This is a genomic window from Bacillus sp. C-3-6 (assembly GCF_054509685.1).
In genome coordinates, this window is record NZ_CM137247.1 from 3,573,688 (window position 1) to 3,595,953 (window position 22,266).

Genomic DNA, 22,266 nt, shown 5'->3' on the forward strand with positions numbered 1-22,266 from the left:
GTTGCTCCCTTTTACTTTTATTCTACGCTTGTTTCTAAAGCTACATCCGTATAGGTATTATCATTACCTATATTTAAAATTACTTCACATTGACGCAATCTCAATTCAAAGAGCATGATAGAATCATGATAGATTTCAGGATTTGATTTCATCTTATGTAATATCTCTTGTTTTTCTTGTATTTCTAAATGCGTGTTTTCTACAGCTTGCTTTAAGGAGTTAAATGGATTCCTAAAGAATATATTAATATCTCGCTCTTGTGTGTTTTCAAACAGCTCAAATTGCAAGAAAAATTTCTTCATAATAGAAGCCGTTACCTCAGTATAATCTTCATTTTCTACATACTGTTTGTATTTGTTATATAGCATAGATTTATTTTTAGGAAGAACTCCAAATAATTTACCGGCACTTTTCAGTAAAAATTGTGCTGGCGTAAATCGACGTAAAATATTTACTTCATCCATTTGTATTCTAGTCGTCATCCTGTCAGTATCTCTGCGCCAGTCATCAAGCACTTTAAAGTCACATTCTAACTGTATTCTATTTTCTCCAAATAGTGAATTAAGCCCTTCACTAAGTTCTTCTAAATACGTTTGGCTTTGAAGAAGCTCATTATTAGAAGTTGCAATCCAATTTTGCATAGAAAGAGCAAGATTAGGTAGTACAGTTTGTTCTAAATATTTATGCACTCTTTCATTCATTGCTTTATTTAGTTCCGTATCCATGTGCCCGAAATCACTTTCTTCACTAATTATATTAGAACAACTCTTTAATATCTTCGGGATATTTTCAGTAAGATCATTCGTAATTTCAGTCTTCATTGAACGATATGATTGTGTAATGAAATGAATTTTTTCCCTCTCAAATGCAGTAAGGTTATTAATGCTACCGTTTAGTTTCACTAGCATATCTTCATTCCAATTAATAGCATCCACTAGATTGTTTTCTTTCTCAACACGTTTATCCAAAAGATATGTAATTGTTTTTCGAATGAAATATAATAACTTTTCAGTACGTTCTGCATCGATATGTTTATGATTAAAGTTAAAATGAATAAACTCAGTTAAATCATTTAATTGTTGACTACTTGTATATAACGAAGAATAAGGGAAAATTCTTGCATGTGGGAAATATGTGTTTATTCTCGCTGCCGTATCATGTAATACCCTTTTTACTTCTGCTTCACTGTAAATGTTATCGATTTTATTTAATAAGAAATGAATTTGTAAATTTGGCGTATGTTCTTGAATACTTAATAGAATGTCACGTTCTTTATCAGTAAAAGGTGAATCCGCATTCAATACGAACAGTAATTCGTCTACAGAATTTAAATATTCGAATATCTCATCTCTAGTGTCGTTATTCCTATTAAAGCCAGGTGTCACTACAAATGTAAGTTTATTTTCATTTAAAAATCTGCATGGTAATTTAAATTCAACACATGCTCTATCTCTATATGTTTGATGGTGCTGGGACATCATATTATGGTAATCAGAGACATCTTCCGTTGTTGTAATTGCTGAGTCTGTTATGGCGTTTATTTCTATATGAGCATCATTTTTTAAAACTACTACATTTGAAATTGATTTTTCTAATATATTTTCTCCTAATATAGAGTTAATAAATGTAGTTTTTCCGTTTCCTGAAGTTCCCGTTACTAAAATACGATTTGTTCTTAAATCTGCGAGCTCGTCAACTAGCCATTTAAACCGGTGACCTATTTCTATATTGTGCTTTTGTGCCCATTGTGTAATAGATTCAAAAAGGTGTAAGCTGTACTCTAAGCCATTTACATGATTAATAGAATGTGACAGTAAGTTTTCCGCATGTTCTATATTTGCTGAATCTATTTTGGAAGGGAAAATCTCATCCCATGCCAATACAGCTGCAGATGGAAATACAGCATAAGATGGATTGACTACCTTTAACCAATTTGCTAACAGATTTGGTATGATATCGTTTAATTGTCTAAGCGTATATTGACCTTGAATTAATGCAAAGTACGTTTCTTCGTAAAGAGCAGAAACTTTGTTCCATATATCGGACGAATGTATTTCAATATGTAAGAAAAATTCATTTATTGTGTTAAGCCACAATAAGTAATTTTTTTCATTTTTATAACTGTTCCAGAGTGATGAAACCATTTGCGTAAATTGTACTTGATCTACATTATTTAATGTAGCTAATGCATCATAAAAATAGTCTGGTGAAATATGTTTAGTAAACCCTTTATCGATATATCCTTTTAACACCTCAAACCAAGGATACGATTCTATGCGAATTAACTCATTCACAGCAAGCTCTACTGCACTATCAAAATCTTGCTGTTCCTCATAAAAGGAACGGGCAATTTTTGTGACATTCGGATAATCAGGATTTAAAGAAACTGCTTCTTTAATAACACCGAAAGCTGAGTCAAAATTATTTTGCTCAATGTAAAGAGAAAGTAATTGTAGTCTAATTTCGGTCATCAATATTTTATTATCAGTGGTAATAGAAGTATAAATATTTTCAGCAAATGATAACTGATTAAGTTCGAAATAAGCATCCGCAATATTTTTTTGTGCCCATGGTGCTAATTCATTACTAACCTTCTCCCATTTAAAAATAGCTGCTTCAAAATCTTGATGACGATAATAAAATTCACCTTGTGCAAAACGAATATAAGACCCATCAGAAATCTCATTTTTTTCTTCGTTTACATAAGCTTGTCCAAGTACGTCAAGAGTTGGTTTTGTTTCATTCTCCATTAGGAATGTTTCATAATACATCTTTTTTATTAATTGTTTTTCTAATCTCATCTTTTCCCCCACTATATCTTGAAAATACATTTTTAAGATATATCAATACTTTTTGTATGTATGCTTTTTATCTTAACAAAGAATATCTTTTGGAAAATTTCATTTTCCTTTCATTTTTCAAGTTAGATTGAATTTTTATGAGAAAAGTTTCAGTTTTTTTTCAATTCCCTTTCAGTTATGAAACAGCATTAAATGTTCCTAATAACCTAATAACACTATAATATTCCACATTATATTATCAGGAAAATCCCATATAAACCATATTATAAAAACAATCTATATTGAATTTATATACATAATTCACTGTGCTGTCAAACAAAAAAAACAATAAGAGCCAACAGCTATTCATACCATTTCTTTCTCAAATTGTTTTCCTTTAAAATGTTTCAGTAGTTATGTAATTAAATTCCATTAACCTATATAAATAACTAGTCCAAAAAATATCTATATGCATATCATGTTATAGTAAAGAATTTAGGAGATCCTAAAAGGAGGCATTTTCATGTTTGAAGATAAATCTAAAATAAATTACCCATATGAATTTACTGAAACTACAACAGTTCCTCTAAAGAACCCCATTGACAAAAAATTCAAGAACGGGACAGGTACACATAACTTTCCAATTAAGAAGCACTATAAAGAGCAAGTTCTATACACTGAAAAAATCAATAATAATAAAAATAAATAATTGTATAGATCCTTATAACAATTAGCCAAATAAGAAGCAACATTTGGCCATGCATAGTTATTTGGTTAGTAATGTAGAAATCTTTATTATACAATTCATGCACCTTTTAAAAAGTGCTGTATACAGCGCTTTTTTATACATAGATAAATTTAAGCTAACGCAACCAAGAAATAAACTGCAAAATTACTCCACCTTATTTTCGTTTAACAATTAAATCTACATATTAAAAGGGAGCAACAGTAAATGTTGCTCCCTTTTGAAAAGTAATTTTATTCACTCTACATAACCCTCTTAAACATCTTTTCCAACTCATAAGTAGAATGATGCACAAGAATCGGTCTTCCGTGTGGGCATGTGTATGGGTTTGTTGTTGTACGTAATTCTTCCAGTAAGGCAAATATTTGATCGTTCGTTAAATATTGATTCGCTTTAATGGACGCTTTACAGCTCATCATGATGGCTGCTTCTTCACGTAACTTTTTAATATCAACTTTTTTTAGTTTAACAACTTGCTCCATCATTTCATCGATAATTTCTGTTTCTTGTCCTTTCGGGAACCATGTTGGATGCGAGCGGACGATAAAGGATTGATGGCCGAATTGTTCTAAAAATAGCCCGACTTTTTTTAGTTCTTCTAACTGTTCTTCGACACGTAAAAATTCAGGAAGAGATAGATCAATACGGTACGGTACAAGTAACTCTTGTACTTCTTGCGCTACCCTTCCTACTTTATCACGGAAGTATTCATAATTAATACGTTCCTGCGCGGCATGCTGGTCAATCATATATAAGCCTTTATCATTTTGAGCGAAAATATATGTTCCATGCATTTGTCCAATTGGATAAAGTGGTGGTAAGTCATTCCCGTTCATTTCAATCTCTTTTATTTCCCGAACTTCTTCTTCTAATTCCTCTAGTTCAAAGTCCTCTTCATTACTGTCCCACGATTTCTCTTCTTGAATTGGTTCTTCGATTATCGGTTTAGTGGATGGTTGCCAACTTTGCTCTTCTCTTATGAGCGACTGTGGTGGTTGCCATTCTTGTTTCGGCGGTTGCCAAAGCTGCGCTGGCTGTTTCACAGCCTGCGGTTCTTCTTGTTTTGCATCCATGCCAGTTGGTAAAACAATGTCCGGCATAGATGGTTCTTTCGGCTTCGCATGCTCAAACTGGAACTGTTCTTGCACACTTTCGTCTTTTTCTTTTTTCTTCGTTGTTACGCCTGCATCTGGAATAAGCTGTATTTTTTTAAATGCAGCTTGCAATGTTTCTTCGATCAGCTTTAGCAATTCTTGTTCTTTACTAAAACGAACCTCTAACTTCGCTGGATGTACGTTAACGTCAACTAGCATTGGATCCATTTCAATCGATAAGAAGCCAATTGGATACCGGCCGACTGGCAGTAATGTATGGTATCCTTGCTGAATCGCTTTCATTAGTACAAAGTTTCGAACGTAACGACCATTTACGATCGTTGACATATAATTACGAGATGCTCTCGTTACTTCTGGTAATGTTACATAGCCTTTAATTGTAAAGTCTAAAGATTCAGCTTCAATTGGAACAAGCTTCTTCGCAACTTGAATACTGTAAATCGATGCAAGTACTTGTCTTACATCACCGTTACCTGATGTATGAAGCAATTTCTTTTCATTATGAAACAGTTTTAACGATACTTCTGGATGTGACATTGCAATACGATACACGATATCTGTAATATTCCCGAGCTCCGTATGAATGGTTTTCATATATTTAAGACGCGCTGGTGTATTAAAGAATAAGTTTTGTACTGTAATATCTGTTCCTTTTCGGCTCGCAGTTTTCTCTTGTTTTATAATGTCTCCACCTTTAATTATGAGGTGTGTACCAGGCGCATCACCTGTGCTAGTAATTAATTCTAATTCACTAACAGAGGCAATACTCGGCAATGCCTCACCGCGGAAACCGAGTGTTCTTATGCGAAACAGATCGTTTTCATCTTTAATTTTACTCGTCGCATGGCGTTCAAAAGCGACGATACAGTCTTCTTCTGCAATACCATCACCGTTATCAATGATACGAATTTTCGATAACCCAGCTTCTTCTAAGTGGATTTCAATAGATGTACTATTCGCATCGATAGAATTTTCCACAAGTTCTTTTACGACTGAAGCAGGGCGCTCTACTACTTCCCCTGCCGCAATTAAGTTAGAGAGTTGGTCATCGAGTTTGCGAATTTTCCCCATCTACTTACTCATCCTTTCTTTAACTTCTTCTGTAAGCGATACAATTCGTTCATCGCTTCTAAAGGTGTCATATCAAGTAAATCAATTTTTTTAATTTGCGCAAGTACTGCGCTTTCTTTTTGATCAAGCACAGGCTTGTCTTGTTTTTTTGAAGATTGGTCTCCTCCAAAGAAAGATAGTTGTGACTCTTCTTCAGTCTCTTCTTTCTTTTCTTGTATTTCTGCCGTTTCTTCTTTTACAACTACAGGTTCTGGAACAACTACAGGTTCTGGAACAACTTCTTGTACCTTTACTTCTACACGCTTTGGAATAATAATTTCTTCCTGTCCTTCTAGTTGTGCTAACACTTCTTTCGCGCGGGCGATTAAGCTATCTGGAAGCTCTGCAAGTTGCGCAACGTGAATTCCGTAACTTTTATCAGCTGCTCCATCTTGAATTTTATGAAGGAATACTACTTTTCCATTCTCTTCAATTGCTGAAACGTGTACATTTTTCAGTTGATCTAAACTCTCTTCTAACACAGTCAATTCGTGATAATGCGTAGAGAATAACGTTTTTGCACCAATTTGGTCATGAATATGTTCAATAATTGCTTGTGCAAGTGCCATACCATCATACGTAGATGTACCTCGTCCAATTTCATCGAATAAAATTAAACTTCTTTCTGATGCGTTTGCAATTGCATTTTTCGCTTCTAACATTTCGACCATAAATGTACTTTGACCTGATATTAAATCATCCGCTGCACCAATTCTCGTAAAGATTTGATCAAATACAGGTAATACTGCTTCTGTTGCTGGTACGAAACAACCGATTTGCGACATAACAGTTACAAGTGCTAATTGTCTCATATACGTACTTTTACCAGACATGTTCGGTCCTGTAATTAAAAAGACATCCATCTTCTCTGGCATAATACAATCATTCGGTACATACAATTTCCCGTTCAATACTTTTTCAACGACAGGATGACGACCATCTTTAATAAAGATTTCACGCTTCGTTGTTAGTACAGGTTTTACAAACTGTTCTTCTTCACTAACTGTCGCAAAACTTTGCAGTACGTCTAATTCACTAATTACTTTTGCTAAATGTTGTAATTTCGGAATAAATACTTTTACTTCTTCACGAAGCGCTGTAAATAAATCGTATTCTAGTTGTACAATTTTTTCTTCTGCTTCTAAAATTAACGTTTCTTTTTCTTTCAGTTCATCTGTAATGAAACGTTCAGCATTAGCAAGCGTTTGTTTTCGTTCGTAGCGGCCTTCTGGAAGTGCTGCAAGATTCGCCTTCGTCACTTCAATGTAGTAGCCGAAAATACGGTTGTACCCGATTTTTAACGATTTAACTCCTGTAATATCACGCTCTCGTTTTTCAAGCTCAGCGATCCACGTTTTTCCGTTTTTACTAACGTAACGATATTGATCAAGCTTGTCATTATAACCGTCTTTAATAATATCTCCATCTTTAATAGAAAGCGGTGGGTTTTCTTGAATACTTCTTCCTAGTAATTCAGTTAAGCTCTCACATGGATCCGCTCCTTGAATTAACCTTGCTGCATAAGCATTATCTAACAAACTAATCGCTTCTAAAATAGCTGGCACTTGAAGTAAAGATCGTCTTAACTGTAATAAGTCCCTTGCATTGACATTACCAAATGCAACTTTTCCTGCTAAACGTTCTAAATCATATACTTCTTTTAATTTTTCTTTTAAATCTTCACGTAAAAAGTAATCATTTACAAATGTTTCAACCATTTCTAAACGCTCTTCAACTTTTTCTTTCTGAATAAGTGGACGTTCCATCCACTGTTTTAACATACGACCACCCATAGCTGTTTTTGTTTTATCCAATAGCCATAATAATGATCCTGTTTTTTCTTTCGTTCGAAGTGTTTCCGTCAGCTCTAAATTTCGCTTTGAATGCACATCAATTTTCATAAATTGATTCGTATAATAAATTTCTACAGGTTGTAAATGATCTAATGAACGTTTTTGCGTTCTTATCACATAGTTAAATAAGCGTCCAATTGCTTTAATTAACTTTGCTTGCGAAACATTTTTCACAAGATGTTCTAATCCTTCAGGAATTGCCGTTGCATCTTCATATGAAATTGTCATTTTTAACGTTTCAGTTAATTTATTTAATTCATCTTTAGAAAATGAAGAATCTACAACAATTTCTTTCGAACCAGTTGCATACACTTCCAATAAAATATCTTCCACTGAACCAGTCAATAACGTTACTGTATTTTGTCCAGTCGTTAAATCATTACAAGCTAAAGCATATGATCCATCTTCAAAATGTGTTAATGCGGCTAAGAAGTTGTTTTCTTTCTCATCAATTGTACGCCCTTCCATCATCGTTCCTGGCGTAATTAGTTGTACTACTTCACGGCGCACTACACCTTTAGCTGTTTTTGGATCTTCCACTTGCTCACAAACAGCAACTTTATATCCTTTTTCAACAAGTTGTTCAATATAGTTTTTAGCTGCATGATGGGGTACACCGCACATCGGTATACGATCACTACTGCCACCATCTCGGCTCGTTAATGTAATCTCAAGCTCATGAGCTGCTTTAACGGCATCTTCAAAGAACATTTCATAAAAATCGCCTAATCGGAAAAATAAAAAGGCATCTTGATAGTCTGCCTTAACCTTTAAATATTGCTGTATCATAGGGGTATATTGCGTCATACTTTTCCTCCATAATTCTTACATAGTAATCAATTTTCATATATGTCACATTTCACGGACATCCATATCTCCTATTTCAGGAGTCTATCTTCATTATAACATATTTCATAAAGAATCATGTTCATTCAGCGCCACTTATGTAAAGTAAAAAGCTAGGAAGAACTTCTCCCTAGCTTTCTATTACTCTTCTTCTGCATCAACGATAAAGTTCGGATCTAATTCTTCAAATTCATCATCAGCAATTTGGAAATCATCATCTGATTCTACGCAGCCTTCAGGATTTACACTTACACAAATTTTCGTTTCTCCAACTACTTCTGTTACAAATTCACGTTCTACAGTTACAACAATTTTATTACCGTTTGGTGATACCAGCGCTTCTAAACAATTTGGTGGCTGAATAACACGAGCAATAATTTCTAAATCGTCACCAGAAAAGTTTTTATCACGATAACCAATGCTGACTTCGTCCGTGTAGTTCACGCGTTCTGTTACAACTTCAGTCTTTGTATTTCCATCAAATGAATACCAAGTGTTCACATCATAGAAACCTTCAATTTCCACATGCTTCCCATTCTTTCTTGCTTCGTACGAGTGGTTAATTACCCAGCACCCTAAAATACTTGTTGGTTCATTATTCGATTCACATGTATGCGTTGACTTTGTATACTTACGTCCTTTTCCAACCACTGCTTTTGTAATAATCTCTCTAAATTCGGACATTCGTAACCCTCCTCAATCACTATTCACTTAATCATATGCGTGACAATAGCGGAATGTGTCATTCTTTTTTTGAGAAGAACTTACGTTTAATCAACTAAAAAAAAGAGATGTCAATATGACATCTCTTTAACAACCACAATTTCCTTTTTTACTTTCTACCGCTGCGCCAGTTTCACCCTTAAGTACATCGCCACCAGTTGAAATTAATATTTCATCTGTTACGTTGTTAGAAATTGTACTAGCAACTAACTGTAATAAGTCATTTACATATGTTTGTGAAGATTTAAATTCTTGTACAACTGGAATACTGTCTAACTTATCTTGCAATGCATCAATTTCAGCTTCTACCTTTTTTAAAGCTTCCCATTTCCCGTAATGTTGCAAGTTTACTGCTTGTTTTTGCAGTGCTTTAATTTCATCGATTGCGCGCTTTACATTTTCATTTTTATGAATTTGCGCCTCTGCTTTCTTAAAAAAATCAACCTCTTCTGTTTCAGAAATCATTTTTGCTAATTCTTTCGCTTGTTCAACAATGTCATCTTTCGAATATACTTTCATCTATTATTTCACCTCAATCGGCTCTTCAACTAATTCCCCGTTAAGAGACCAAGTTTTTGCTTCCGTTACTTTTACTTTCACAAGCTGACCAATTAAAGATTTTGAAGCAACGAAGTTTACAAGTTTATTCGTACGAGTATAACCTGCAAGTACTTCCGGATTATTTTTACTTTCCCCATCAACTAACACTTCTACAATTTGACCTTTATAACGACTATTCTTTTCAATTGCCAACGTATTTACTAGTGTATTTAAGCGTTGAAGACGTTCTTTCTTTACTTCCATCGGTACATTATCTTTCATTTTTGCAGCTGGTGTACCTTCGCGAGGAGAATAAATAAATGTAAAGGCAGTATCAAATCCTACTTCACGATATAACGACATCGTTTCTTCAAATTGCTCATCTGTTTCATTTGGGAAACCAACGATAATATCTGTTGTTAATACTGCATCTGGAATTGCTTCTTTAATTTTTCTTACAAGTTCTAAATAATGCTCACGCGAATATTTACGCGCCATAATTTTCAACATATCTGTACTTCCAGATTGAACTGGTAAATGGATATGTTCTACTAGGTTGCCACCTTTGCCAAGTACTTCAATTAAGTGATCATCGAAATCACGTGGATGGCTCGTTGTAAAACGAATACGGGCTATATCAACTTTACGAAGTTCGTCCATTAAATCACCAAGACCGTATTTTACATCTTCAAAATCTTTACCATATGCATTTACGTTCTGTCCAAGTAATGTAATTTCTTTATAACCATTCGCAGCTAAGTGACGAATCTCTTGGATAATATCTTCTGGACGTCTACTTCGCTCTTTTCCTCGTGTATACGGTACAATACAATACGTACAGAACTTATCACAGCCATACATAATATTTACCCAAGCTTTAATATCACCACGACGTACTTTCGGAAGGTTTTCAATTACGTCCCCTTCTTTTGACCAAACTTCAACTACCGTTTCCTTCGAGAACATTGCATCTTTTAGAATGTACGGTAATCTATGAATATTATGCGTTCCAAACACCATATCTACATGCTGATTTTTTTGCATAATTTTATTTACAACAGATTCTTCTTGAGACATACAACCACATACACCAATTAAAAGGTCCGGATTTCTTCGTTTGAGTGACTTTAAATGGCCTAGTTCACCAAACACTTTATTTTCAGCATTTTCACGAATCGCACAAGTATTTAATAAAACTACATCTGCATCCTCAGTTGAAAAAGTTGGTTCATATCCAAGCGTTGTGAAAATACCTGCCATTACTTCCGTATCATGCTCATTCATTTGACAACCATATGTACGAATATAGAACTTTCTTCCTGTACCAAAATTACGAAACTCTTCAGGTAAGCCAAAATCCCGTTCAATTTTAACTTCTTCTTTCCCTCGCTTTTTCGCATCCTTTAAGGAAGGTGGTTGATATACACTTTCAAAGTATTTACTATAATCTTTCTCTTCTTTTTTCGTAGAGGAATTTGCTTGTTGACTTGCTAATCGTTGTTGCTCGTTCATCGGTAATCTCCTTTCACCCTTAACTATACACACTCTATAGTCCATTTTAATGCGCTTAGACTCACCTCAAAAATGGTTAGATAGCTTGGAGATAACTTGTCCTTTGAAACTTGAGTAATCAATCTAATCATTCATAAGAATGAAGTCTTCCCCACGCAAATAGACATTCCCTTTTTATTATTTCTTGTTGTCCTACCCAAAAGCATATTGCTTTATCCCTATAAACATTACCATAGTATGACGTGTTTCGCCAATTTTAACAATCCAGAGTCCCTTTATTATCTTACATTTCATAAGCAATGAACTTGCCATTTTCATACAACGATTTACATATAATTTTACCATTCTGAATTTTCTAAGTAAATAAAACTACCCTATATTTTTTGCACATAAAAAAGGTTGCCAAATCGGCAACCTCCTCTTCTTACATTACATAAATTCAGCAACAAGCTCATCAAACATTTTCTGATCCATATTTAAATCAGATTTCACTAAAGGCTCTTCACTATAGCCTTTAACAAGTTCTTGATATGATGGTTGCTTAGTATTTTGATAAATCAAACCTGTTACTAAACCGTTATTTTCCATTAACGTTTGCATAGCCATCATGCGATTAGATGGATCATATCCCTCTACTGTGCTTAGTTTCGTTAAGTTCTCTTTAAACCAATCGTAAGTATTTACTTTATTATAAGTAACACATGGACTGAATACGTTAATTAATGAAAATCCTTTATGGTTAATACCAGCTTCAATAATTTGTGTTAATTCTTTTAAATCACTCGAAAAGCTTTGCGCCACAAATGTCGCACCAGCTGTTAAAGCCATTTCCATTACATTTAGTGATGGTTCAATTGAACCTTGTGGTGTGCTTTTCGTTTTAAATCCCGCTTCACTACGTGGTGAAGTTTGCCCTTTTGTTAACCCGTAAATTTGGTTATCCATTACGATGTACGTAATGTCGATATTACGACGAATAGAATGGATTGTATGTCCCATACCAATCGCAAATCCATCACCGTCACCACCTGAAGCGATAACTGTTAAATCACGATTTGCCATTTTCACACCTTGTGCAATTGGAAGGGCACGACCATGAATACTATGCACACCATATGAATTAATATAACCTGAAATACGGCCTGAACAGCCGATACCAGAAATAACAGCAAGTTCATCTGGATTTAAGCCAACGTTAGCTGCTGCACGTTGAATTGCAGCTTGCACTGAGAAGTCTCCGCAACCTGGGCACCAGTTTGGCTTTACACTGTTACGAAAGTCCTTAAATGTTGCCATTTAATACAACCCCTTTTTTGCATTCGTTGTAAATCTCTTTCGGCAAGAATGGGTTTCCATCATATTTTAAAAGACTAGAAATTTTCTCACCATTACCAAGATTCATTTTCATAATGTTAGCAAGTTGACCTGTTGCATTGTTTTCTACTACTACAACACGCTTCGCCTTTTTCACAAGTGGATCGATTTCAGCTGTTGGGAACGGGTGAATTAAACGCACATGAGCATGGTTTACTTTCATACCCTCTTGTTCTAAACGCGTCATTGCCTCTTCGATCGCACCACGAGTTGAGTTAAATCCAACAAGCAATACGTCTGCTTCTTCATGCTTAACATTTTTATAAACAGGGGTATTAAACTTCAAGTTCTCCATTTTACGGAAACGTTTGTCCATTTGATCTTTACGGTTTATTGCTGATTCCGATGGCTTTCCAGTTTCATCATGTTCTACACCTGTAACATGGTGAACACCATTTTTCATACCAGGTAAAACACGCGGCGAAACGCCGTCTTCAGTTACTTCATAACGCTTGAAGTATGCTTTATTTTCACGTTCTGGTAATTCTGCTTCTAAATCAAGCTTACCACGACGGATTTCCACTTTATCTAATTTAAGTGGTTCTACTGTTTGTTTTCCTAACGAAAGCTGTAAATCTGTTAAGAAAATAACAGGAACTTGATATTCTTCAGATAAGTTAAATGCTTCTACAATGTCATAGAAAGCTTCTTCAACTGTACTTGGCGCCATTACGATTTTTGGAATTTCACCATGCGTACCGTAAATCATCGCCATTAAGTCAGACTGTTCTTGTTTCGTTGGTAATCCCGTACTTGGACCACCACGTTGTGTATCAACAATTACTAATGGGGTTTCTGTAATACCTGCTAAACCGATTGCTTCCATCATTAATGACAGACCAGGACCAGCAGATGCAGTTAATGTACGAACACCAGCATAGTTTGCGCCGATTGCCATTGTACAAGCTGCAATTTCATCCTCAGTTTGGATTACTGTTCCGCCGACTTTCGGTAATTTTTTAATTAAGTATTCCATAATTTCTGATGCAGGTGTGATTGGGTATGCTGACATAAAACGAGCACCACCAGCTACCGCACCAAATGCGATTGCATCGTTTCCAATCATAAACATGCGTTTTTTACCATCAGCTTTTTCAAGCTGCATCATGTTTACTTTCTCGCCTAGTAATTCTTTCATATATTGAGAGCCGCGTTTAATTGCGTCCATATTCTTTTGAACGACTTGCTCTCCTTTACGACCAAAGATTTCTTCAACAACATCCAAATAAGCTGTTTCGTCTAATCCTAATACTGCACTTGATGCTCCTACAGCAACCATGTTTTTCATTAATGATGTGCCTAATTCTGAAGCAATATCTGTAAACGGTATCACATATAGATTTACATCTGTATTGTCGGGTATTGTTGGATTAAATTTCGCATCCGCAACTACAATTCCACCTGGACGTAGTTCGTGGAAGTTAAAATCAATTGTTTCTTGGTCAAAAGCAATTAAAATATCTAAATCATCTGAGATCGCGCGTACTTCTGTTGTACTTACACGAATTTTATTATTTGTATGGCCGCCTTTTATACGTGATGAGAAGTGGCGGTAACCGTATAGGTAATATCCTAATCGGTTTAATGCAATACAGAAGATTTCTCCTGTACTTTCAATTCCTTCACCTTGTTGGCCTCCAACTTTCCATGAAAGTTGACTAATCATCTCCTACACCCCTTTTGGCTGCATTCATTGTAGTGTATTTTTTTACAGTAATAGTTTAGCATTTTTTATGCAAATAAACTACAACGGACGCAAATTATGCCTCTTCTGATTTCCCTGAATCTTTAGTATAAAGCTATTTTGTTTTTCATTCTAGTATTAGGTCTTAAAAAAAGCAATAAAATCAAATGAATTAATTTTAATTTTTCTGAATTTTAAACCACAAACTTAAAAACTCATATGTTCAACAAAATTATCATATAAAAATCTTTCTACAGTAGATGCAGCATAGTATTTATAAAGCTCATTCATGACATTTTCATAATCTCCATAGGCAGATACATTGACAACCGTATCTACAATCCCATCAAAATCTGAACCAAACCCTATATTGTTTTCTCCACCTAGCGAGCAAATATATTCGATATGTTTTATGATATCAGTTATATTTGCTTGCCTTTCACTTGTTAGAAACTGCGGTACAAAAGTGACACCGATCATGCCATTTTTCTTTATAAGAGCTTTAAGTTGTTCATCGTTTAAATTACGTGGGTGCTCGCAAAGTTTCATACAATTTGAGTGGGAAGCAATAGGATTTTTTGCAATCTCTATAACATCCCAAAAACTTCTTTCATTTAGATGAGACACATCAGTCCATACATGTAGCGCATTCAGTTCTTGTACAACCTGTTTACCAAAATTCGTTAAACCCGCCCCACGTGTCTCTAGCGCACCATCAGCTAAGAGATTGGCATAATTCCATGTTAGTCCAAAAGAACGTACTCCTAGGCGATACAACAACCGTAATTTCATTGCTTCTTTTCCAATTGCTTCGCATCCTTCTAGTGTTAATATCGCTCCAACCTCGTCCTGTTTTAACATGTTAATATCATCTTTTGTCTGAATAAACTTTACACCTGGTAGGGATAAAATTTCATTATAAAAAATATCTACCATTTGTAATGCTGCTTCAAATCGGTTTTCATATGCCACTGTTTCTGGTACATATATAGCAAAACATTGTATACTTCCTTTTCTTCTCTTTAACTGTTCAAATGTAATATGTAATTGTGAATCATCGTTAAAATTCCTTTTCCCTTGTGCACTCCATAACTGAAGAAGCACGTCACAATGAGCATCAAAAATTTTCATTTTCATTCCTCCATTATAAAAACAACCTGTTTGCATACTGCAAACAGGTTGTTTAAAACTTAACGAGGTTCTACAATTAATTTTATTGCTGTACGCTCTTCGCCATCAATCATAATATCTGTAAACGCTGGGATACAAATCAGGTCCAAACCACTAGGCGCTACAAATCCTCTTGCGATTGCTACTGCCTTTACCGCTTGGTTCAATGCACCTGCACCAATAGCTTGAATTTCTGCTGTTCCGCGTTCGCGAATAACACCTGCAAGTGCACCAGCTACAGAATTAGGGACCGACGTTGCTTTAACTTTTAATATTTCCATTCCGCGTTTCCTCCTCGTTTCTTTAAAAAGTATTAGCAATTATTTCACTTTAACTTATATTCACGAGGAATGGCGCGTATTCCTGCTAAATTTTCGTAATTTTTCTAAAAAATTAAAATATAATAACTTATCTAAAATTTAACGGAAATTTACTCAAAAAATGGTTGATCGTCATTAATTAAAATGCGCTCAATTTTCTTTGCTTTTCCTGTATTTGGATCCACATCAATTAACACTGCACTTAATTGCGTTCTACCACTTGTTACTTCAAATCGTACCGGTAAGTTCGTTAAAAACTTCTTCAATACCGCTTCTCGGTCCATACCTAATATTCCATCATATGGCCCTGTCATCCCAACATCTGTAATATATGCCGTTCCGCTTGGTAAAATACGGTTATCCGCTGTAGGGACATGCGTATGCGTACCTACTACTGCTGTAGCACGTCCATCTACATACCAACCTAGCGCTTGTTTTTCACTTGTAGTCTCCGCATGGAAATCAACAAAGATAATATTCGTACGTTTTTTCGCAATATTAATTAATTCATCCACTTTACGGAATGGACAATCAATCGGAGGAAGGAAAGTACGTCCTTGTAAGTTAATAACTGCAACTTCTGTTCCATTACAGTTCACAAAGATAAGTCCTTTTCCTGGAGTTCCTTCTGGGAAGTTAGCTGGTCTTGCAAGATATTTTGCATCATCGATGAATTCAAATACTTCACGATTATCCCAAGCATGGTTTCCAAGTGTAACTGCTTGCGCCCCACACTCTAAAAAGTTTCGATATATTTTTTCTGTAATCCCACGGCCACCTGCTGCGTTTTCTCCATTAATGATTGTTACTGTAGGTGTATATTTTTTCTTTAATGCCGGTACGTATTGTTGAATCATACCTCTACCAGGAGATCCTACTACATCCCCAACAAATAATATTCTCATATGTCTTACCCTTTCTATGTACTGCATTTTTTATTGCTATAGCATTAAGGAAATTCCTTATAATATGTTTATTATAAGTTTGTTTCACTTTTACGCTATATAACTAACTGTCTTTATTTTATCCAATTCCAACACAAAAAAATAAAGTGGTGTTTCACCACTTTATTTTGCGTATTCCACTGCACGTGTTTCACGAATAACAGTTACTTTAATATGTCCTGGGTAATCCAGTTCATTTTCAATACGTTTTCGGATATCACGAGCTAAACGATGAGCTTCTAAATCATCGATTGTATCTGGTTTTACCAAAATACGAACTTCACGTCCTGCTTGAATTGCAAATGATTTTTCAACGCCTTCATAAGACTCTGAAATCTCTTCTAACTTTTCAAGACGACGAATGTAGTTTTCAAGCGTTTCACTACGAGCTCCCGGTCTTGCAGCTGATAAAGCATCTGCTGCTGCAACTAAAACTGCAATGATAGAAGTTGGTTCTGTGTCACCATGGTGAGATGCGATACTGTTTATAACTACAGGATGCTCTTTATATTTCGTTGCGAGTTCAACACCAATTTCAACGTGGCTACCTTCTACTTCATGGTCAATCGCTTTTCCGATATCATGTAATAGACCAGCACGTCTTGCTAGTTTTTCATCCTCGCCAAGCTCTGCTGCCATAAGTCCAGTTAAATATGCAACTTCCATAGAGTGTTTTAAGACGTTTTGTCCATAACTTGTACGGTATTTTAAACGACCTAAAATTTTAATTAAATCTGGGTGTAATCCATGAACACCCACTTCAAACGTTGTTTGCTCTCCGACTTCGCGAATATACTCGTCCACTTCACGTCTTGATTTTTCGACCATCTCTTCAATACGCGCTGGGTGAATACGTCCGTCCTGTACTAGTTTATCAAGAGCGATACGAGCTGTTTCACGACGAATTGGATCGAATCCAGAAAGGATTACCGCCTCTGGTGTATCATCGATAATTAAGTCAATACCCGTTAACGTTTCTAACGTACGAATATTACGACCTTCACGCCCGATAATACGTCCCTTCATTTCGTCATTTGGAAGATTTACAACCGAAACGGTTGTTTCAGCAACATGATCAGCTGCACATCTTTGCATTGCAAGAGATAAAATCTCTTTTGCTTTCTTATCCGCTTCTTCTTTCGCGCGAACTTCACTTTCTTTTACCATAACAGCGATTTCATGAGAAACTTCATTTTCTACTTTACCAAGAATAATTGCTTTCGCTTGTTCGCGTGTCAGATTGGAAATGCGCTCTAATTCTGTTTGTTGCTTTTGAACTAACTCTCCCACTTTGCTTTCCAACTCTTCAATCTGTTGTTGTCTCGCTACAAGAGAATCCTCTTTCTTCTCTAACTGCTGCTCGCGTTTATCGAGCGTTTCGTCTTTACGATCAAGGTTCTCTTCTTTTTGCATTAAACGATTTTCTTGTTTTTGTAATTCGCTTCTACGGTCACGAATTTCTAATTCAGCTTCTGTACGAAGTGTATGAATTTCATCCTTTGCTTCTAAAAGCGCTTCTTTCTTAAGTGCTTCAGCCTCACGATTCGCTTCGTCTAGAATACGTTTCGCTTCATTAGCCGCACCATTAATCTTCGCTTCAGCAATAGACTTTCGAACAAAAAAGCCAACAACTGCACCGACTGTTGTTGCAAGCAAAATGGAGATGAGTATCCAAACTGTACTACTCATGATTTCACCTCCCCTTGCTATGAATGAAAAAAGACTGTCGGCATGTACATTAAATTACAACATACAGCAAAGACCGTCGTCCCGCTTTTTTAAGGGACTTTCTTCATTTCACAATTAAAATGTCATATTATTATTTCGGTAAGTTTTAAACCTTACTCCGAATATTACTTCTCTTCTTGAGAAGAGTATATCGTATATAAGAAAAAATATACATTCTCATTGTATCTATCGTAATTTTCATTGTCAAGCGTTGTCTACTTTTACTTTCTTTACCTTCAGTCCTGAATGTTATCTGAATTTGAAAAATTGATAGCATATTATCCTGGAAAACCTTAGTAAATACCATTTTATTCCCTTAAAACGCATGAATATTCCTCTTTACACATCCCATTTGAGTCAAAAAAATATTTTAATCACTACGATAGATACCCCTTTAATAGAAGGTAAAAAAATAAAAGACACGGGACCCGTGTCTTTTATTTTTTAATCTTGAAGAGTTGAATCTTCCGTGTCTTCCACACCAGAATCTTCACCAATTCCGTGATGATCACGAACAAAGAAGGCAATTTCCTCTCTTAAGTCCGTATTCTCTTTTAAAAATTGCTTCGAATTTTCACGACCTTGTCCTAAACGTTCTTCATTATAAGAATACCAAGCACCGCTCTTTTGAACGATATCAAGCTCAGAAGCCATATCCAAGATTTCACCTTCTCTTGAAATACCTTCTCCGTACATAATATCAACTTCAGCAACACGGAATGGTGGCGCTACTTTATTTTTCACTACTTTTACTTTTGTTTTATTACCAACGATGTCGTTACCTTGCTTTAATTGCTCCGCACGACGCACTTCAAGACGAACAGTTGAATAGAATTTCAACGCACGACCACCCGGAGTTGTTTCTGGCACTATCTATAGATTTTCCATCTCTATAGTCTGGACTATCTCTTCATCTCTTTACAGAGAGCCTTGCACTTCCAGCAGTAGCCTATCATCTGCCGTACCCTACTCAGTTAACTAAAAGTCCTTTTCGGTAGTCTCTACACCTTCCCCATATCACTATGGAGCTTGGCACGGTATTACCCTAAATAATGGTGGGCTTCACCGTTAGCAACTATATGGATAGTTACACCCTTAGGCAATAAGGTTCACAAGGTTTTTTAACATGCTATCACTAGCAAGGGAAACCCATGGTAAACTCCTTAATCTTTTCGATTAAGCAACTTGTAGTTGATTTCCGAACATAACCCCAACTTTTTCACGAATTTGGTTGATAAAGATTGCAATTGTTTTTGATTTGTTGATTGCTCCTGAAAGCTTACGAAGTGCTTGTGACATTAAACGTGCTTGTAAACCTACGTGTGAGTCACCCATGTCTCCTTCAATCTCTGCTTTCGGTACAAGAGCTGCTACAGAGTCAATTACGATAATGTCAACCGCACCACTTCGTACAAGTGCTTCTGCGATTTCTAATCCTTGCTCCCCTGTATCAGGCTGTGATAATAGTAATTCATCTATGTTAACGCCTAATTTTTGTGCATATACAGGATCCATTGCGTGCTCCGCATCGATGAATGCTGCTTGTCCACCTTGACGTTGTACTTCTGCAATTGCATGTAATGAAACTGTCGTTTTACCTGAACTTTCAGGTCCGTAAATTTCGATAATACGGCCACGTGGGTATCCGCCTACCCCTAGCGCCACATCAAGTGCTAAAGAACCACTTGAAATTGTAGAAATTCTACGTTCCGCTTGTTCTCCTAATTTCATAATTGAACCTTTACCGAATTGCTTCTCTATTTGTTTTAACGCCATATCTAATGCCGCTTGACGATCACTCATTCAAAATTCCTCCTTAACTGAATTGCTAATCTTATTATACCTATTTTCAATTCAATTTGCCAACAAAAATCGAACATTTATTCGATTTTTTTATTTTCCATCACACAAATACGGAATTTAACTATAAAAAAAGCTAGAAGAGACTTATATCTCTTCTAGCTTTTTATATAAATGATAAAATCCATATTTTGCTGATCGTTCTCTAATTTGTTGACGACTTCCACTTAAATTAAGAGGAACGACTGCAGTTTGTTCACCTTTAATCGCTAATCCAACAAATACTGTTCCTGGCTCTTTCTGTTCTGAAGCATCTGGCCCTGCTACCCCAGTGAAACTAATTCCGATATCCGCTTTTAATAAATCCTTAACATTTTCAGCAAGATAACGAGCACATTCCTTACTAACTGCACCATCAGTATGCAATACTTCTTCAGGCACACGTAAAACATGTTGCTTCACATCATTATGATAACAAATGACACCGCCCTTAAATACAGAAGAAACACCAGCATTTTCAGTTACTTGATTTCCAAAAAGACCACCTGTTAAACTTTCTGCACATGCTAAAGTTAACCCTTTTCTCTTCAATAACTCGATTGCCTTATAATGCAAAAATTCTTGGTCATATCCGTAGAAAAATTCTCCTACTCTTTCTAAAATCAAATCTTCCACATGTTGAATTAGTTTCTCCGCTTCGCTAACATTTTGATGCTTAGCAGTTAAACGTAATGTCACTTCTCCATCATTTGCTAGCGGGGCAATTGTTGGGTTTGTTTGTCCATCAATTAAATCTTGAACTTTCACCTCTAATTGGGACTCCCCAATACCGAAGAAACGAAGCACACGTGAATAAATGTTTTCTCCTGTTGTAAAATTACGTAAAAAAGGCTCTACGTAACTTACATACATTGGTTTCATTTCTTTTGGCGGCCCTGGTAATAAAATATAAACTTTTCCGTTCTTATTTACCCCCATACCCGGCGCCATACCGTGGTCATTTGCAAATACTGTTGCTCCATTTAAAACGAGCGCTTGCTTTTTATTATTCTCCGTAAATTCACGGCCTGTACGCTTAAAGTAATTACTTATTAAGGCTAATGCCTTTTCATCATACACAAGCTTTTCATCTAAACTAGTCGCTATTGTTTCTTTCGTTAAATCATCTTTTGTCGGTCCCAACCCACCTGTAAAAATAAGGATATCAGCACGTTCTTCCGCAGCTTCAATTGCCTTTTGCAGTCGCTTATTATTATCACCAACAACAGTATGATAGTACACGTTAATTCCAATTGAAGCCAACTTTTCAGATAAAAACTGGGCATTTGTATTTGCAATTTGTCCAAGTAATAATTCAGTTCCAACCGCAATAATCTCAGCATTCATCCCAATTCCCCCATAAACTTCTATTTTGAGTTTACAAATGCAGCTCTATTTTTCCAGAAATAATCCCATCCTGAAATAACAGTAAAGATTAATGCAATCCATATGAAGATATCCGCAACTGGAATATGGATTAAATTTAAAGGTACATCGTGTAATAAATATGCTGCAATCGCAATAATTTGTGTCCATGTCTTAATTTTCCCTAGCTGATTTGCCGCAACTACTTCCCCTGTTCCAGCAAGTACAAGACGTAAACCTGTTACAGCAAACTCACGACTGATAATTACAATAACAATCCAAGCCGGTACATATCGCATCTCTACCAATGTAATAAGTGCTGCTGAAACAAGTAATTTATCAGCTAACGGATCAAGAAACTTTCCTAAGTTCGTTACAAGATTATACTTCCTTGCGTAATGTCCATCAATCCAATCTGTAGCTGAAGCAACGATAAAGATAAGTGCCCCCACTAAATGTTGAATTGGTAAATCAACATCACCAATTGTGTATGAACCCCAATTAAAGGGCGCTAACATAATTACCATGAAAATTGGAATTAAGAAGATTCTAGATATTGTAATTTTATTTGGTAAATTCACAGCTATTCCTCCATCATATCAAAAACATTTGTTCATT

General features: G+C 35.7%; 15 protein-coding genes and 2 pseudogenes. 1 reads left to right on the forward strand and 16 read right to left on the reverse strand.

Annotation, left to right across the window (positions count from 1 at the left end; all coding sequences use genetic code 11):
• Nucleotides 1–17: 17 nt before the first annotated feature.
• Complete coding sequence (locus ACW0JX_RS18240; protein ID WP_095690300.1) at nt 18–2,801, reverse strand: dynamin family protein; 2,784 nt, start codon at nt 2,799–2,801, stop codon at nt 18–20.
• Between the two features lie 502 nt (nt 2,802–3,303).
• Here ACW0JX_RS18240 and ACW0JX_RS18245 point away from each other — a divergent pair.
• Complete coding sequence (locus tag ACW0JX_RS18245; RefSeq protein WP_000461138.1) at nt 3,304–3,489, forward strand: hypothetical protein; 186 nt, start codon at nt 3,304–3,306, stop codon at nt 3,487–3,489.
• Between the two features lie 278 nt (nt 3,490–3,767).
• On the opposite strand, the gene mutL is transcribed toward ACW0JX_RS18245, so the two are convergent.
• From mutL to pgsA, 15 genes and pseudogenes are all read right to left on the reverse strand, one after another.
• Nucleotides 3,768–5,711: a DNA mismatch repair endonuclease MutL gene (gene mutL / locus ACW0JX_RS18250; protein WP_459244992.1), complete on the reverse strand. Its 1,944-nt coding sequence runs from the start codon at nt 5,709–5,711 to the stop codon at nt 3,768–3,770.
• Between the two features lie 8 nt (nt 5,712–5,719).
• Nucleotides 5,720–8,410 (reverse strand): DNA mismatch repair protein MutS, encoded by a 2,691-nt coding sequence (mutS, locus tag ACW0JX_RS18255; RefSeq protein ID WP_446025821.1) that lies wholly within the window; start codon nt 8,408–8,410, stop codon nt 5,720–5,722.
• Nucleotides 8,411–8,590: 180 nt separating this feature from the next.
• Nucleotides 8,591–9,133: an outer spore coat protein CotE gene (gene cotE, locus ACW0JX_RS18260; protein WP_001288799.1), complete on the reverse strand. Its 543-nt coding sequence runs from the start codon at nt 9,131–9,133 to the stop codon at nt 8,591–8,593.
• A 126-nt stretch (nt 9,134–9,259) separates the two neighbouring features.
• Nucleotides 9,260–9,691, reverse strand: a complete 432-nt coding sequence (locus ACW0JX_RS18265) for a YlbF/YmcA family competence regulator (protein ID WP_000870460.1) — start codon at nt 9,689–9,691, stop codon at nt 9,260–9,262.
• A 3-nt stretch (nt 9,692–9,694) separates the two neighbouring features.
• On the reverse strand, nt 9,695–11,224 hold the full coding sequence (gene miaB / locus ACW0JX_RS18270) for a tRNA (N6-isopentenyl adenosine(37)-C2)-methylthiotransferase MiaB (protein WP_001005393.1): 1,530 nt from the start codon (nt 11,222–11,224) through the stop codon (nt 9,695–9,697).
• A 429-nt stretch (nt 11,225–11,653) separates the two neighbouring features.
• Nucleotides 11,654–12,520, reverse strand: coding sequence for a 2-oxoacid:ferredoxin oxidoreductase subunit beta (locus ACW0JX_RS18275; RefSeq protein WP_000190155.1), 867 nt, complete (start codon nt 12,518–12,520; stop codon nt 11,654–11,656).
• Nucleotides 12,507–14,264 carry a 2-oxoacid:acceptor oxidoreductase subunit alpha gene (locus ACW0JX_RS18280; RefSeq protein WP_000625417.1) on the reverse strand — a complete coding sequence of 586 codons (1,758 nt, stop codon included), beginning with the start codon at nt 14,262–14,264 and terminating at the stop codon, nt 12,507–12,509. Before ACW0JX_RS18280 ends, ACW0JX_RS18275 begins: the two co-directional genes overlap by 14 nt.
• Nucleotides 14,265–14,489: 225 nt before the next feature.
• Complete coding sequence (locus ACW0JX_RS18285; protein ID WP_000688047.1) at nt 14,490–15,413, reverse strand: dipeptidase; 924 nt, start codon at nt 15,411–15,413, stop codon at nt 14,490–14,492.
• 59 nt (nt 15,414–15,472) lie between these two features.
• The gene (gene spoVS / locus ACW0JX_RS18290; RefSeq protein WP_000404341.1) at nt 15,473–15,733 is read right to left on the reverse strand and encodes a stage V sporulation protein SpoVS; all 261 of its coding nucleotides are present in this window, start codon (nt 15,731–15,733) and stop codon (nt 15,473–15,475) included.
• A gap of 149 nt (nt 15,734–15,882) precedes the next feature.
• Nucleotides 15,883–16,677 (reverse strand): TIGR00282 family metallophosphoesterase, encoded by a 795-nt coding sequence (locus tag ACW0JX_RS18295; RefSeq protein WP_001221097.1) that lies wholly within the window; start codon nt 16,675–16,677, stop codon nt 15,883–15,885.
• Nucleotides 16,678–16,839: 162 nt separating this feature from the next.
• Nucleotides 16,840–18,405 carry a ribonuclease Y gene (gene rny, locus ACW0JX_RS18300; protein ID WP_000099769.1) on the reverse strand — a complete coding sequence of 522 codons (1,566 nt, stop codon included), beginning with the start codon at nt 18,403–18,405 and terminating at the stop codon, nt 16,840–16,842.
• Between the two features lie 483 nt (nt 18,406–18,888).
• Nucleotides 18,889–19,311: pseudogene (locus ACW0JX_RS18305) on the reverse strand (recombinase RecA family protein); the annotation flags it as partial.
• Between the two features lie 327 nt (nt 19,312–19,638).
• A pseudogene (gene recA, locus ACW0JX_RS18310) lies at nt 19,639–20,247 on the reverse strand (recombinase RecA); the annotation flags it as partial.
• 144 nt (nt 20,248–20,391) lie between these two features.
• Nucleotides 20,392–21,630, reverse strand: a complete 1,239-nt coding sequence (locus ACW0JX_RS18315) for a competence/damage-inducible protein A (RefSeq protein ID WP_095690298.1) — start codon at nt 21,628–21,630, stop codon at nt 20,392–20,394.
• Between the two features lie 20 nt (nt 21,631–21,650).
• On the reverse strand, nt 21,651–22,229 hold the full coding sequence (gene pgsA / locus ACW0JX_RS18320) for a CDP-diacylglycerol--glycerol-3-phosphate 3-phosphatidyltransferase (RefSeq protein ID WP_001052977.1): 579 nt from the start codon (nt 22,227–22,229) through the stop codon (nt 21,651–21,653).
• Nucleotides 22,230–22,266 lie beyond the last annotated feature (37 nt).